At 35.2% G+C, this 15,122-nt stretch carries 18 protein-coding genes and 3 pseudogenes; 14 read left to right on the top strand and 7 right to left on the bottom strand.

Features of this window, described 5'->3' with window-relative positions; translation table 11 throughout:
• Window positions 1-405 (top strand): annotated as a pseudogene (locus tag J7I96_RS29020) (transposase); the annotation flags it as partial.
• Window positions 406-918: 513 nt separating this feature from the next.
• Window positions 919-1,721: pseudogene (locus J7I96_RS25350) on the top strand (putative protein N(5)-glutamine methyltransferase).
• A gap of 500 nt (window positions 1,722-2,221) precedes the next feature.
• Here J7I96_RS25350 and J7I96_RS25345 read toward each other — a convergent pair.
• Window positions 2,222-3,250 carry a YheC/YheD family endospore coat-associated protein gene (locus J7I96_RS25345; protein WP_214774519.1) on the bottom strand — a complete coding sequence of 343 codons (1,029 nt, stop codon included), beginning with the start codon at window positions 3,248-3,250 and terminating at the stop codon, window positions 2,222-2,224.
• A gap of 162 nt (window positions 3,251-3,412) precedes the next feature.
• On the opposite strand from J7I96_RS25345, the gene J7I96_RS25340 reads away from it, so the two are divergent.
• The gene (locus tag J7I96_RS25340) at window positions 3,413-4,774 is read left to right on the top strand and encodes an ATP-grasp domain-containing protein (RefSeq protein WP_214774521.1); all 1,362 of its coding nucleotides are present in this window, start codon (window positions 3,413-3,415) and stop codon (window positions 4,772-4,774) included.
• Window positions 4,775-4,819: 45 nt separating this feature from the next.
• Window positions 4,820-5,041 carry a hypothetical protein gene (locus J7I96_RS25335; RefSeq protein ID WP_214774523.1) on the top strand — a complete coding sequence of 74 codons (222 nt, stop codon included), beginning with the start codon at window positions 4,820-4,822 and terminating at the stop codon, window positions 5,039-5,041.
• A 593-nt stretch (window positions 5,042-5,634) separates the two neighbouring features.
• On the opposite strand, the pseudogene J7I96_RS29015 reads toward J7I96_RS25335, so the two are convergent.
• Together J7I96_RS29015 and J7I96_RS25330 are read right to left on the bottom strand one after the other, a co-directional pair.
• Window positions 5,635-5,787, bottom strand: a pseudogene (locus J7I96_RS29015) (MarR family transcriptional regulator); the annotation flags it as partial.
• Window positions 5,788-5,838: 51 nt separating this feature from the next.
• On the bottom strand, window positions 5,839-6,321 hold the full coding sequence (locus J7I96_RS25330; protein WP_215048184.1) for a hypothetical protein: 483 nt from the start codon (window positions 6,319-6,321) through the stop codon (window positions 5,839-5,841).
• A 192-nt stretch (window positions 6,322-6,513) separates the two neighbouring features.
• Between J7I96_RS25330 and J7I96_RS25325 the strand changes: the two genes are divergently transcribed.
• The 8 genes from J7I96_RS25325 (at window position 6,514) to J7I96_RS25290 (ending at window position 11,383) form a co-directional block, all read left to right on the top strand.
• Window positions 6,514-6,747 (top strand): hypothetical protein, encoded by a 234-nt coding sequence (locus tag J7I96_RS25325; protein ID WP_215048182.1) that lies wholly within the window; start codon window positions 6,514-6,516, stop codon window positions 6,745-6,747.
• 54 nt (window positions 6,748-6,801) lie between these two features.
• Window positions 6,802-7,017, top strand: coding sequence for a hypothetical protein (locus tag J7I96_RS25320; RefSeq protein WP_214774529.1), 216 nt, complete (start codon window positions 6,802-6,804; stop codon window positions 7,015-7,017).
• 17 nt (window positions 7,018-7,034) lie between these two features.
• Window positions 7,035-7,259 carry a hypothetical protein gene (locus J7I96_RS25315; RefSeq protein WP_214774531.1) on the top strand — a complete coding sequence of 75 codons (225 nt, stop codon included), beginning with the start codon at window positions 7,035-7,037 and terminating at the stop codon, window positions 7,257-7,259.
• A gap of 284 nt (window positions 7,260-7,543) precedes the next feature.
• Window positions 7,544-7,918, top strand: coding sequence for a hypothetical protein (locus tag J7I96_RS25310; RefSeq protein WP_311315261.1), 375 nt, complete (start codon window positions 7,544-7,546; stop codon window positions 7,916-7,918).
• A 921-nt stretch (window positions 7,919-8,839) separates the two neighbouring features.
• Entirely contained in the window at window positions 8,840-9,046 is a 207-nt protein-coding gene (locus J7I96_RS25305; RefSeq protein WP_214774533.1) for a DUF1657 domain-containing protein, read from the top strand.
• 775 nt (window positions 9,047-9,821) lie between these two features.
• Complete coding sequence (locus J7I96_RS25300) at window positions 9,822-10,403, top strand: VanZ family protein (protein WP_311315260.1); 582 nt, start codon at window positions 9,822-9,824, stop codon at window positions 10,401-10,403.
• Window positions 10,404-10,589: 186 nt separating this feature from the next.
• A complete protein-coding gene (locus J7I96_RS25295; RefSeq protein ID WP_214925868.1) occupies window positions 10,590-10,949 on the top strand; it encodes a cupin domain-containing protein in 360 nt (119 codons plus the stop codon).
• Window positions 10,950-11,152: 203 nt separating this feature from the next.
• Window positions 11,153-11,383, top strand: coding sequence for a hypothetical protein (locus J7I96_RS25290; RefSeq protein ID WP_214925866.1), 231 nt, complete (start codon window positions 11,153-11,155; stop codon window positions 11,381-11,383).
• Between the two features lie 142 nt (window positions 11,384-11,525).
• Here J7I96_RS25290 and J7I96_RS25285 read toward each other — a convergent pair whose 3' ends face one another.
• Window positions 11,526-11,942, bottom strand: coding sequence for a hypothetical protein (locus tag J7I96_RS25285; protein ID WP_214925858.1), 417 nt, complete (start codon window positions 11,940-11,942; stop codon window positions 11,526-11,528).
• Between the two features lie 395 nt (window positions 11,943-12,337).
• Between J7I96_RS25285 and J7I96_RS25280 the strand changes: the two genes are divergently transcribed.
• Both J7I96_RS25280 and J7I96_RS25275 read left to right on the top strand, forming a co-directional pair.
• Entirely contained in the window at window positions 12,338-12,805 is a 468-nt protein-coding gene (locus J7I96_RS25280) for a VOC family protein (protein WP_214771532.1), read from the top strand.
• Window positions 12,806-13,092: 287 nt separating this feature from the next.
• Window positions 13,093-13,488, top strand: coding sequence for a membrane lipoprotein lipid attachment site-containing protein (locus J7I96_RS25275; protein WP_214925854.1), 396 nt, complete (start codon window positions 13,093-13,095; stop codon window positions 13,486-13,488).
• A gap of 250 nt (window positions 13,489-13,738) precedes the next feature.
• Here the strand turns inward: J7I96_RS25275 and J7I96_RS25270 are convergent, their stop codons facing one another.
• From J7I96_RS25270 to J7I96_RS25260, 3 genes are all read right to left on the bottom strand, one after another.
• Window positions 13,739-13,966, bottom strand: a complete 228-nt coding sequence (locus J7I96_RS25270) for a hypothetical protein (RefSeq protein ID WP_214925852.1) — start codon at window positions 13,964-13,966, stop codon at window positions 13,739-13,741.
• A 289-nt stretch (window positions 13,967-14,255) separates the two neighbouring features.
• On the bottom strand, window positions 14,256-14,534 hold the full coding sequence (locus J7I96_RS25265) for a hypothetical protein (protein ID WP_201253575.1): 279 nt from the start codon (window positions 14,532-14,534) through the stop codon (window positions 14,256-14,258).
• Between the two features lie 5 nt (window positions 14,535-14,539).
• Window positions 14,540-15,122: transposase (locus J7I96_RS25260; RefSeq protein WP_215048179.1), on the bottom strand; the 583-nt coding region annotated here is incomplete at its 5' end.

Here is a 15,122-nt window from a genome sequence, read left to right as displayed (position 1 = left end):
TACACTGTTGCCGGCTTCTTTTCAGAAGTTGGTGAACTTAAGGAATATACTCATACCCGGTCAATTATTAAGCATGTCGATATGAACTTAAAATAAAATACCACTGGTAAGCATAAGGGGAAAACAACCAACACAAAGAAGGTAAGGAAAATGCTGCGAGCACTGATGTACAGAAATGGTATGATACTGGTCGCCAACAATTCAGCATTTAAGGCATTACATGCCTACTATACTCAACGTCCAGATAATCCATTAAAGAAGATGCAGTCCCTTATTGCTTTATGTAATAAACTGATCCGTATTTTCTTTAGCATGGGTAAAAAGCAATTTGAATTTAATGAAGAAAAGATGTTAAAGGATATTCCTCATATGCGAGTATCAAAGAAGGTGGAACTAGCAGCTTGATTCAGTTTTAGATTAGATAAAATAGTAGAGGCGAGTTTCTTGGTTATGTATATTTGGGTATCATTTGAAGCACGGATTAGTCGGCAAAGCAACTAAATTACGGGCAAGGACCCTGTGGGGCAGCATGGCTGACATCCACCTCATGGAAAGGTTGGACGAAGGAATTTGAGAGCGAAGACTCTGTGAGGCATGGGAGGGTTGACCTCCATGAGAATGTGGACATCCACCAGTGCGATTATAATTTAACTCATTCACCAATTTCTGTAAGTGGTTGGTTAGTGGGCTATAATTCTTTTTTCTCCAAAGGTCTAATTTTATCCTTTCAAGTGATTTTCCCCCAACTATTAAGTGATTACCGGCAGGTAAACTACTATGAAAATCTAAGAAAAACGGAGATATCGAGAGGTTTTGCTTTCTTTATTGAGGGAGGTTAGTGGAGGAAGGATTCCTACAATTTTTAACGAATTATCTATAATAATAAACAAAAATAAGTTATCAAGAGTGGGGAAATAAATGGGGAAGCAAATTAATTTTTATACGGACGACGAAAAAGAAAAATGTATAATTACCAGGCTTCGGACCGCAGGTTGTGTTTTCGCAGAAGATGAGACCCAGTTGCTTATTTCAGAAGCAAGGACGCCAGACGCCCTCGCCGTCATGCGACGTGTAGCAGGTTTTCCCCTCGAACACATAATTGGTTGGGCGGATTTCTGAGGTATTCGTATAGCTGTGGAACCAGGAGTCTTCGTACCCCGTCGCCGCACCGAGTTTCTCGTCCACCAGGCAAGCTGCCCTCGCCATGCCAGGAGCCATCGTAGTTGACCTGTGCTGCGGCACGGGTGCGGTAGGCACCGCGTTGACCGCGGGTCTGGAATGGATAGAGTTGTATGCAGTTGACATCGACCAAGCTTCTGTGCAGTGTGCACGCCGCAACATTACTTCCATCGGTGGTAACGTGTACGAAGGGGACCTCTATCAGCCACTGCCAACAAAACTGCGTGGCTGCGTCGACATCTTGGTCGCAAACGCACCTTACGTACCTACCGAGGCAATCAAGTTGTTACCCCCAAGAAGCACGAAAACATGAGGCACGGGTGGCGCTCGACGGGGGCACAGACGGGCTGGACGTCCAACGACGGGTCGCTTCTGAGGCGCCACTCTGGCTAGCACCCGACGGTCATTTACTGGTCGAGACTAGCCAGCAACAGACAAAGCAAACCGTTGAAATCTTTGCTCGAAACGGGCTAACTCCACAGGTGGCAAATTGCGATGAACTGGACGCTACTGTCGTAATTGGAACCAGTCCCGCTCTCTAGAGTGAATAAAGGCAGCTAGCCCTTACCGTAAATAAGAGTGATAATTGCTTGGCCCTGTCTCTAGAAAATATTCCTTTGTGCAACAATCGGGTGCTTTACTTCATTACCAGGAGCTGATCAGCGGCTCCTTTTTGTATGAAAACACAACAGTAAAAAAGCCATGCTAAAATAAACCCTCCAAAAGGACGATTTTTTCCTTAGAGTGGGGGGAAATTGTCTTTTTTATTCCATAATGGAAATATAAATCAGTCACTACTCTGGCTTTTTCCACTGCCGTAATATCTCCATTTAAATCTGCAATTGGACCCCTTTTGCCTGAATATATGCAGCATTCCATGTAAACCGGCAACAACTCACGTTTAAAGGATTTTACAAATATGTTCTTCAAAAAAAAACTTCTTCCACTAACAAGCCCGTTTGTCACCATACAACGCAAAATTAGTGTTGCACCAGATGGATGATTTAATTAAAAAGTATGGATTATCAATTTTAAACTTTTCCTATTTTTTATTCATGTCAGCTAAATACTTCGCATAAAGAATTGTGTTTCTTGCTACGTCTAGTTCACCATTGAATATTACTGGTATCCCTGGTCTCCAGTTTACTTCAAAAATCCATATTTTTTGGTTCTCATCGATTCCTACATCAATTCCCAATTCGTCTAGAGTACTGTCATATAATGAATCAAAATGGTTTGTAAAACTTATAGCGAAGTATTCAAGAGTCCTTTTAATGTCATACCATGAGTCTTTAAACTCATATTTTAAGAAACTTTCCGGAAAACCTGTATATCCACCACTACCCAAGTTAGAAGTAATGCTCCCTGATGGCCCTATACGGGGATAAATAGAAGTAATCACCCATTTTCCTTCTCCATTTTTTTGTACATGCAAACGAAAATCATATACATTCCCGGATTTTGTTTTACAGGAAATGTACTGTTGAACGAGGTAATCTTGTATTCTAATTTTATCAGATACAAATTCAAGCATTTGGTCTTTATCAAAATATGAAATTTGCCCAGCTTCATTAATTTTATATTTTCTCTGTTTCTCTTTTTCTATAAAAGCTATACCACCACCTTGATGACCAGATAACGGTTTAACAATAACTTTCGGATAAGTGTCGACCATTTTAGTTAAAATGTCAAGGCCTGTTAATTCAAGTGTAGGGATTAGGTATTGTTCAAATTCTTTTGCTTGTTGAATTGTCTCATGCACACTCATTTTATTTCCGATTGAATGGCTTGTGAAAGGAATCCTTTCATACAAAAAATCTACGATTTCTTCACCTTTTTCACTGGTAGGATAACTTGCATTAAAAATGGCATCGGGAAAAGGGAATTCCTTATCAACCCATTTTCCATCTTCATATATTTTCCCTAAAATGGTCTGGTTTTGTATATTTACTTTTCCTGCAGTAAAGTAAAAAAAGTTTACCCCTTCAGCTTTTGCCACAACAGAATAAGCGTAGGTCCTTGTAACTTTCTGTGGGTCTGCCCTATGATGAAGCATGCCAACTAAGGTCATAATAGCCCCATCCCCTTTTCATTAAATTAGCTTTCTTAAAAAAATATTAAATAAGGCTTATCCATATTCCCATTTTTATATTTTTTCAGAACAATATTTGTACAATATCTATATTCTATTTTATGATCATGAAATTCAGCAGAGGGTGGGATAATAAACGTTATGAACACTATTGTGTTTATTAGCACAAACAAATCAGGTTCAAGCAGAGATGCAATTAAAGCTGCGGAGCGTCTGGGCTTTTTTACAGTGCTATTGACTGATAAACCACAATTCATTGAGCAAAGATTGGAATTTCCCGATGTTCACCAATTGATACACACAGAACTATCGAATTACAATGCATTAAAAAAAAGTATAAAAAATATCCAAAGTCAAGGTAAAAAAATCAAGTTAATATTAAGCTTTATTGATCCTTATGTAAATGTTGCAGCATCATTAACAGAGGAATTTTGTATAAGTATTAAGTCACCAGACCATATCCTTAATATGGAAGATAAAGTATTGACTCGAAATATCATTAAAGACCTCCCCATGTCACCATATTTCTCAATATATACTCCAGGAGAAGATTTGCAAAATTTTGTTCAAAAACAAAATAATCGTTTTCCTTTAGTGGTTAAATCTCCAATGTCAGCTGGGTCAAAAGATGTTTTAAAGGTAAATAGCCCCGATCAATTAACTGAAGCTATACAGCATTTTAAAAAAAAATATGAGCTAACACCTATTTTAGTTGAAGAATATTTGACAGGACCACAATATTTGGTTGAAACACTTGTTCATGACGGGAAAGTTAATATTGTCGCAATCATTAAGCAGGAAATTACTTTTCAAAAACGCTTTATTGTAACAGGTTATAGCTTATTACCACATATTAATAAAAAGTTATATAATCAAATTTTTCATGCGGTAACTACAATTGTAGAGGCTTTTCAAATGAAAAATGGTGCTTGTCATCTTGAAATGCGTTTAGTAGATGGTCAATGGAAGTTAATTGAAGTCAATCCAAGGATATCTGGGGGAGCGATGAATAGAATCATTGAAGTAGGCTACGGTATTAATCTAGTTGAAGAAACAATTCAACTACTCTTAGGAAATAAGCCGAATCTTAAAAGAAAGCATAGTAAAAACATTTATGTCCATTATATAACAATAGATAAGAAAGGAATTTTGGTAAATGTAACAGGTAGAAATAAAGCAGCTAGTTATCCGGGAGTAGAAGAAGTATATATTAAGCCCCGCCAAGGGAAAAAGCTACGTCCACCATTATCAATGGGTGACCGTTATGGTTATGTTCTAGCATCCTCAGATAGTGAAGAAAATGCTAAAAAAATCGCTCAGAATGCAGCAAAGGAAATCTCGTTTAACCTGGACCAAACAGATCAACAGATTAAAGGAAAGCAGTTTTCAAATCATCAAACCGCTAAAATTGTAACATTAGAAAGAAGGAAGAAACTCAAACAAACACTCAGAAATTATCTACGGAACACTTTTAATCAGACTTTACCCAACCAGCTCCATTAATTGCATTAATAAAATAAAATAGTCATTAATTAAGGAGGACTAAAAATGAAAAATGAAAAATTTTTGCAAGCAATCAATAAAAGTAATGAATTTAAAGAATCTGAAGTTTTTTTAGCCCTGTTGAGAAAATCTGTGCTAAAAAAATTTAAACAGAGGCGCAACTTACGTAAGGAAAGTGATCACTGGAATGACCATAACAACAAAAATGAATATAACGATTATGAAGACGATAAAAACTATGACGTTTATGATGATTATAAAGACTAAGTATATAGTAGAGTTCCTTAAGGGATGTCATCATCGGTGCTAAAAGATCTCCCAACATTTTGGTGATGGACTTTTGGGGTAATTATTGTTGTACAACATTACCTTGGAAGTGTAACTTTTATTAACTAAACCAAATTAGTAATGAATTGATAGTTGTATTAGAAAAACACAACATGATTTGAGAAAGCTCTTTAAGGAAAAAGAGGATATCTCCCTATAGTTTTATTCGTTAATAAGAATGGGCTAACCTACCAAATGGTTTATCAAAGCATGATAAGGATGAAAAAATTAGCAACTTAACAATTAATTTTAAAATCATTAAAATTCTAAATTGTGGCTTTTTTTTTATAAATTTGAATAATGGGTCAACCTTGAGTGCTGTACAGTTGTCATAGAGAGTGCGTGAGATCATTCAAATTAGCCCCTCTGGAACCGTTGTTTTCAGCAAATGATAAATGGATGGCGTGAAAAGTTGAGTTGAATGACTGAGTAGCATGGCAAATATATAAAAGGCATCTGCCTAATAAATTTTCAATTTCATTATTGAAAATTCTGCCCAAATCCCTTATTGGATTCTGGTTGTTGTGATGGCAGTTCGAAAATAACGCCTTTAAGGTCGTTTCTACGTTATCACGTTCACCACTATAAATAATATTTGGATTGATAAATAAAGCATATGTACGAGCCTTTACACCCTCATTTCGGTGAAAGTTGGCTTTTACTATAACCCCTTTTCTACAAGCTGATTAAATAAAAAAAACTGTCTTTCCAGACAGTTTTTAAAGATTTTTTATTTTTTAATGAAGTCTACCATTACCGATACTATCGACGATTATATCGTTAATTTTTTCAATCACTTGATCAGTCATTTCATCGGCAATCATAACTATATCCTTATCAAATTTTTCTTCTGTTGAAACATCGAATTGGAATGCCTCTGCATACGGTGCTGGTCTATTCATCATATAAGCAGACATAACTTTACACAGGACCTCACGAGCTTTTTCAGAGTTTAGCTTTCCTATAACAATATGATTTATTACGTTAAGGGCAGTAAAATTAGCAGCCTCAATTTCGCAACGGGAAGATACCTCACCCTTTGTCTTTTCAACGATAATACTTCCATCAAACTTCGCTAGCACGCTCAACTTCTCTGGTGGCACCTGATAATTAATAAAATTTTCGATAACATCGGTAGGTTGTGGAAAATCGTGTGGAATTTCATCACGATAAACAATGGTTCTCTTCCACTGACCATTGTTGTACCAGATTAATGGCATTCAAGACCGTATCTCCCATAAATCCCATGTAAAACGAAATCTGATTATTTTTCCAACGGTCCATCTTGGCCATGTGGCTCATGAAATGGAAAAGTGTGGGTTCCAAACGGACCGAGGAACGATCAATCGTGATCGCCAAAATACAATCGTCTTGTCGTTGATCTTCAAACATACCGGGAAGAAAAACAAGCTTTGGAACGGGAAAAAGCACGGAAGCAAGAACAACGGAAACAATCCGAACGCTTCAACACGCCTGCAGAACGTGTCCACTTACAAGAAGCCTCTAAGCTTTTGAACATGGATCGTGAACCTACTTTGCAAGAAATTGGTGTAAAACGTAAAGTGCTTGATCAGTGGGAACATCAAGTGAATAAGGATGACCAACAGATTCGATGGAAAGATGAAACCATCAGAGGGAGCTTCTGAAACCTACCGTTGGATTCATATTTTTAAAATCAACGCCAGCAAGCCCAACACCAATTGGAAACGATCAATTGGATGAACCCCTTTAAATTAAAAGAAAATCGGATGATAAAGGAAAAAGCTGAACTAGAAATTTCTAAGGCGGAAGACCAAATAACATTACGGGATAAAACGCTACATGCCTACCGTGAAAAGCTCGGCTTCCATACCGAAAAAGAGTTTCACCAGGTGCAACGTCAACATCAAACCGATTATCCTAGCCTCAGAGTATGACCAGGCTATTTCTACACGTGAAAACTTACCAAGATACGATGAAAAAAGAAGGTGTTTCTGGAAGAATGGATCTTGAAAAACAGTTCCATACTCTAGGGAAAATGGAAGCTAGAGTTCCTGAAGTTAAAGGTCAAATTCAAGCGCAAGAAAAAGGGCTCGACTTATTTGGCACCATTAGAAGGGCATTGAACAGGCAGGAAGGAACATGCAGAGAGAACGAAAATGATAGCAACGACATCTAGCAAGAACTAAAAACAAAGGAAAAAGTCGTCAGTGTGGTTGGGAAATGGAGAGATAAACTATTAGCTGTACTATGCAATGTAAAGGGAAGGTGGGGAGACTGCATGGTAGGTCAAGACACTAGGAATACCCCTGCACCAGTTTCTTTATGGCTTGAGGCCAGCATTTGTATTCCAAGGTTAGTCCCTTAAATTGGACTAACATACAAGAACATGGCGTGGGTGGTCATGGTACCAATTCCAAACTGGGTGAATATCCTAAAGTAAGTAAAGGAGGGATATTTTTAGTGGACTACAACAACAATAATCCAATGAATCCTCATCAAGTTCAGGGAAGTTATCAGCCTGACGATATAAAAACCCTATGTAGGAAATATATGAACTACCATGTTATAGGGCAATTGAGCGACGGGTCAAAGGTTGATGGCATTATCGATGATATGGATGAAGAAAGTGTGACTATGCTAGTTCCTGAAGAATTTGATGCAGAACAAGGAAACAGGCAACAATATGGATATGGAGATTACTACGATGATTATGGACGTCCTCGCAGAAGAAGATATCGCCGATATCGTCGACAAAGATTCCCATATGTTGTTTTTGTATTCCCATATGTCGTACCATATCCATATTATTACCCTTATGGATACGGAGGATATTGATGAAAGGCACTTTAATAACATAAAAAAGGCAGCATGTAGCTGCCTTTTTTTAAGTAAGAGGACTAGTTCGTCTAATACATGATAATACGAAGGAATGTTAGAGAAGCAAATTATAGCTATTGGTCCACGTGACAGGGAAGAAGTATATGATAAGGAAAAAGATCGATTGGCTGCAGTTTGCCATTCGAATGCAGGAAGTATTAGCTCAACAATTCAAGAAAGACAATAGCTGCTAGGTTAACCGGAATCGAAGAATCTGTAAACGTATCGAAGATCACCATACCAAAAAGCTGGAAGCAGAATTTATGGAAGTAAATGAATATCCCTCTATTTATCACTTTGAAAATTTAGATAGTAAAGGAAAGGCACTAAATCTAGGTGAAACAGTTCTACTTTAAGTTGAGGTAGAACAGAATAGAATAAATTACTTCATCAAATAATGTCCAATTTGCTAAAACCATCCTTTACGGGGTGGTTTAGTTTATGAGGGTAAACAATATACATGAAGTGTTGTGCAATCGCTCAAATTAGCAATAAAAATATTCTTAATGGACATATTAAGAATGTTCTTTATAAAAAATAAAAAAGGAGTTAGTGTTATGCAGTTACCCGAAGACCTTAAAAATTTTTTAGGAATAAATCCAGCTAGACATAAAACAGAAGGGTTAAGTTTAGATCCATGCTTTTCACATCTCATCATACATAAGGAAATACATGGGGATAAAGTATTCGTGCCATTAGATTTAAAGAGAATTTGGAATCGTTTATAGCAATGAAATCAATCAAAGGTTGCTCTATTTATTATCATATACTTTGTAATGATGGGTTTAGGTATTAAATGTGGATAAATTTTGAAGGTATATAAAGCCCTGTTTTCATCATTCTAAAAGTAATATCTTTATAAAAAAGGAGGCGTTATTCATGACAGTAATCAATGACGTTAAGACAACTCTTGCAGGTTTGAAAAGTGCTCAGGCAAGCTTCGAAACCTTTTCACTGGGTACGGACAATGAACAAGCAAAGCAGCTTTACCAGAATGCGGCTAAACAAACTCAGTCCGTTATTGACACCATTGAACCACGTATTCAACAAATCGAACAAGAAGAACCCCAATACAAACAACAATAATGTACAAGCTACCGACCTCTTGGTACACTTCCATCTTCAAAGCCCTTCTCGAATCGAGAGGGACTTTTTGATTACATGGGTATATAAATGTATTGAATGAGGCAATATAATAAAGGCTTTTCCTTTCAAAGCACCTTTGACTTAAAAGTCCTTACTCTTTATGAGTAGGGGCTTTTTTGCTTTGCAGAATGAATAGAAATTAATTGAATGAATACACTTTCAATAACCCTTTTAAAAATGAAAACCATCTCTTGATACCCTTCTTCTTAAGGAGGGTCTTTTTATTTCTGTATATAAAGTAATTGAATGGATAAAATACTTTTAATATGTTAACCATAAGGGTCACTCCCTCCAGATATTAACCCTTCTCTTAATTGAGAGGGGACTTTTTATATGCAATTCAATGTTGGATTGGTGTTAGGTTTTGATTAGTCGTATTTTTTGTATATTAAATTTTTTATGGATATTTATCAGGATATTGAACAATTTAATAAAGTGCCTAAGGGCGACTTTTAAATACGGAGGGATTTTTATGGATAATAATACGAACGGGGCAGGTTAGTTCAAGAAGAACTCAACTTTACAATTTTTAGTGACAAGTTTCATAGTATTGGCTATTATACAATTATTATTATCCAAATTTTTGAAGGAGGAAGGAGATGATTAATATAAAACTGAATAAATGGTACTGTTTGTTAGGGGCTTTATTCTATTTTATCTATGCTTATAGAACTTACATATATGAAGGGGTACAGCTTCTAGATTTTTTAAACTAGTGGTGAATTTTGGAATTGTTTTAATAATCTCTATATGGTTAATTAGTAAATCAGAAGTGAAAAATGTTTTGAATTTTGTTATTTTATTTGTATTTGTCATATATTTATTTGTATTACATTCATTTGTAGCTTACATTGATATTCCTTATTACATAACGCAAGAGTATGTAGGAAATCTATATGTGAATATTGAACGAATAAATTTTATCCCTTTTAAAACTATTTATAGTAATTTATTTGGTAAGGTTGTTGCACCTGTAACAATAATACAAACGGTAGGAAATTTATTTTTATTGTTACCATTAGCTTTTGCATTGTTATTTTTACAGATTATAAACAACAAATATAAAGCTGTAATAGTTATTTTCTTAACAACAGTTTTTATCGAGATGTATCAGCTTCTAGATAATTTCATCACTTCAGGATATAAGTATTCTGGAGGGGGACAACGAGCAATTGATATAGATGATGTTTTATTAAATACAATTGGGGGGTTAGTTGGAATAGCGTTGTATTTCAATTATAAAAAGTTGTTTTTAGGTAAAGCCCTTGATAGAAAGAACTTCACAACACAGATTTAACATATTATTGTCACCCTTCTTGTTCAACGGGTGCGTTAGCTGAAGATCGGAGCTGTCTTTAAGGCAGCTTTTTCTTTATGGAACTATCGGGGCAGGTTAGCAAAAGAATAATATTTAAAGAGGATTATTGATTAAGTAAGTAGTATTAACAAATTAGAATATAAAAAAAGAGGGGGTAAATCTTTTTTGGAATTTTATAGATCCGACATAGAAGTAGGAAAAAACATTTCTCATTTTAATTCAAATTTCATTATGTCCCGAATTGTAAAAACAGAAAAACCTACACAAATAAGTTGTATGCATTTAGAAGCTAATGGAATTGTAGGTTTCCATCATGCTGTTATTCCACAATTACTCATTGTTGTAGATGGAGAAGGATGGGTTCGCGGTGATGATGAATTAAAAGTAAATATAAAAGCTAACGATGTAGTCTTTTGGGAAAAAGGTGAAGGACACGAAACAGCAACTGCCACTGGACTAACTGCAATTGTGATTGAGTCTGAAGAATTAACCCCTTCTAATTTTATGCCAATTGAACATAAATAAAAAAATCTTGTTCATCTAACAGATGGTTTAGTTCTATAAGAAGTATGGAAAATGATCAAACAATTTTATAAAAGAATCATTCAAATGAATATATTAAGAGCGTGTTTCGGTCAATCTTTTTTCAAAACACGCTCTTTCTTTTCGTTTACCAAGGTTTTTAATATCAATTTGATCAAACTTTATTTTAAAATACAATCAAAAAAATGGATAAGTTAGGTATAGCCGAACTTACCAAGGAGAAACATGTCCTTTTCCACCCACCATACCGCATAGATTCTGGATTCTCAAAGTCAGAAGGATTAGTCGCTTTTGGTGTGGGTAAATACACAACTTCAAATGAAATCAAAAAGGTAATGATTGGTCTTTTAAGAAGTATTAAAGCAACTTTTGAAGTGCTTGAAAAACACCTACCATTAAAAGAATTGACCAATTAAAAAAGAGGAGCCAAGTATGATTCCTCTTTACTTTGTATATTCTATTCACTTTTAGTCTACATAATGTGAATTCTAGGTAGCAAAAAAGCCTTTATACTGAGATTAAAGGCCTTTTTGCTACGTTTTAACTTTGTAAGTTCAATTATTTAAGACGAAAGCTATCAGTATGGGATTTTCCTTTATCCTTCCAAGTAACATGAACTTTATAAATATGCCCTTTCTTAGGCCCATCTCCACCATAAAATTCTGCAGAAAATGGGTATAATACCGTTTCTTCACCGTCTTCGGATTTTCCTTCTTCAAAATCTCCTACAGACATTAAAGTTTTATTATTATCTGTAAAAGTTATATCTTCTACAGTAACTTTATCTCCAGAATTTTGCTTAAGGGTGCCAGTCCAACCCTTTTCAACATATTGATCTTGATTTTTTTTATAAGTTGCTTTCCACATTCCGTTTTCGGATGTACCCCAGATTGAAATACTGTTGTAATACCAATATACTCCTCCACCCAAAAGTACAAAAATAATTAATAATTTTAAATAACTTTTCTTTTTCATGAAATTCCCCTTATATAACTTTTTATAACTATGTTTCTTTAATTTACCAGAAGTTATTAAAGCAAACTATCTTTTTTATAAAAATAAAGTATGAATATGATATGCAGAGCTAGTTTATCGGAAAATCATTTTAAGCATTTCCCGTTTTTATTGCAAAATTAGGGGAGGGTTTCATGGAGAGAAAAACGAGCATATACTGCCTATATGGGGGATAGATCCTGTGAATTTCTTAATGAACTAACGGGGCAGGTTAGTTCAACAAAATTCTGATTTAATCCCAAAAACTACGATTATAAATGTAGCTTGATTCGAGCTACTTTCTGTAGATTCCAAATATTAGTATGATACAGTAAATATAAGGAATTTATAGATATCATAACGAGGTGGGACGAGAAATGATAAAAGGTCTTTATGAGGCACATTTACCTGTAAGTAATCTTGAAAACTCAATAAAATTTTATAAAAAGTTAGATCTAGAAATTGCATATCAAAATGATAAATTAGCTTTCTTCTGGATTGAGAAAGGTAAAAGTTGGCTTGGTCTATGGGAAACAAACCAGGTAGAAATTCCATACCATCCTTCAATACGACATGTAGCCTTACAAATAGATATAGAGGATATGACATCAGCAAAAGATTGGTTAAATAGTAAAGGAATTGAAATTCGTACAGCCTTTGATTTAACTGAAGAACAACAACCTTTAGTTCTTGATAACAATCCACAAGCTCACGCAGCTATTTATTTTAATGACCCAGACGGAAATTCTCTTGAATTGATTGCTCCTTTAAGATTGGACTTTGAGGAATCCTTTGGAGAGATGTCATTAGAGGATTGGTATAGACGAAATGCTGATCACAACTAATTCCGTTCTGCTACAGTAAAAGATTTTTGAATTTAAAAAGGGGATTGCTGTGGCAATCCTTTTCTTTAGTGAACTAACGGGTGCTTTAGCTTAAGATCGGGGCTGTCTTTAAGGCAGCTTTTTGTTATGGAACTAACGGGGCAGGTTAGCTCAAGAACTAAGAACGAAAGTGAAACTTAAAATGCAAACAAACGTCTTAGTTACTGTAGTAGAAATCAATTAAAAAGTACCTGATATTTGTAGATAAGTCTTTTTGTAGCAATTGATAAGGGAAAGGAGTTATTTTTTTGAAGCAAGTAACTTTTTACATCCTCCTTATACTATTTTTAGCAGGATGTAGTAATGTTCCACACAATACAGGTTTAGAAAAGTCTATTTTTTCGATTGTAGAAGATAAAAATAATAGTGAGATAAGACTTAACTCATTGACGACTTTCGATTGGGAAAAGGCATTCATATTTACACCTTATAGTACCCAAGAAGGAATAGAAGAACAATTAGGTGTAAATTTTAATGACCCAAGTGATATCGACTGGAGAGACGATATATATCTATTAGTTTTCTTGAACGATGACAAGGTTGTTCAATATATTGAAGTAGATAGGCAGGGTGCTGATTTCACAATAGGAGAAAGGAAACATCTAACACCTTCTGATGATTTAATAACTATTGAAAGGTATTAAAATAAAATTCTCTCTTAAGGAGCTAAGATGCTTTGTTTCAATAAGGAGCTAGGCATTTTTAATTTGACTAATGAAGTAGATTGTGAAGGATTGTACTTAAACTAACGGGTGCTTTACTTCATTACCAGGAGCTATCAGCAGCTCCTTTTCTTATGCAACTATAGGGGCAGGATAGTTTAATAAGAAATCACACGGAAATAGGTTATTGGCACAAATAAAAAGCCCTGAAATAAATAGGGCTTTCTTATTTTTATAATAATCCTCTATATTTGGCTGCTGTTATTAACTCTTCAATATCCGCATCAGGGAGTTTCTTTCTTCCGGATAAATGATCAATAATTTCTTTATCAGTAAATTCTTTGGTTTTATCAGCCTTTTCTTCTCTCATATCTGGATCAAAAACACTACCAAAAGTAACCCCTTTAACAAAAGATTTAGCCGCATCTTTCAAAACATTTGTCTCTTTTTTATTCTCCATACTATCCCCTCCTATAATCTATACGAACAGACTGTATAAAAGTTCCGAATATAATACCTTTATAAGTATAACCTAAAAAAAGTATTGTATATAATATATAGTTTAGTTAAGATAATCAACTTCGGAAGGATCTTAATGAACTAACGGGTGCGTTAGCTGAAGATCGGAGCTGTTTTTAAGGCAGCTTTTTTGTATGAAAACACAATAGTAAAAAAGCCATGCTAAAATAAACCCTCCATATTCTCATTTTTTTGATGGGGGTAAATGTACTATGTCGTTATTTAACTGGTTATGCAGTTTGTTGTTCAGATGGAGCGATTGTATAGCCTTTCTTTTTTAGGTATTCGATCATTTTTAATTCTTTGTTATTTTGTTTTTCTTCAAGGTAATTTGAGCCTAGTTCATGATAAGGTTCTCCTGTTTTTAAGATGTTGTAAGCAATCGTTAATAGTAAATGAGCAGAAGCGATTCGTCCCTTCATTTTTCCTTGCCGTTTGGTAATCCTTTTTCGATGTGAAGCAATTCGATTATTTTGCCTTGATGTCGCTAATACACATTCTACGGCCATCGTTTTTAAAGCTTTATTTCCTTGTGTGGTTTTACTCGTTTTTTTTTACCAGCACTTTCGTAATTTCCAGGACTCACACCAGCCCAAGAGGCAAGATGTTTAGCTGACTTAAATACGGACATATCAACGCCCATCTCTGCAATAAAAGTAGCTGCGGCAGCTTTGTTCACACCAGGTATACCATCCAACAATTCTACTTCCTTATGATATGGGGACAGGAGTTGATCAATTTGTTTTTCCAATTCTTCTATGGCTTTTTCTAAATAACCCATATGCTCCCAATGGTAACGCAACATATCACGATGATGACGGCGAATACGACCATTAATTGCATGGGCAATGTCAGTAATACTTGCTTTTGTTCGCCAATCCACCATTTTTCGAAGACCATCGGTCTCTATTTTTTCACCGTTTAGAATGGCTTCAAGGATACGGCGTCCCGATACACCAAAAATGTCTGATAGAACGGATGTTAGCTTGATATTAGCATCTTGAAGAATTTTGTGAATGCGATTCTGCTCTGATGTGCGATGATGAATCAATTTTTTTCGATAACGAGTAAGATCTCGTAAATCACGAATATCCTCT

Source organism: Bacillus sp. ISL-78 (genome assembly GCF_018613455.1).
In the GTDB taxonomy this organism is placed as follows: Bacteria; Bacillota; Bacilli; order Bacillales; family DSM-1321; genus Peribacillus; species Peribacillus frigoritolerans.
Note: the sequence above shows the minus strand (reverse complement) of the source record. Positions and strands in the feature narration are given on the sequence as shown.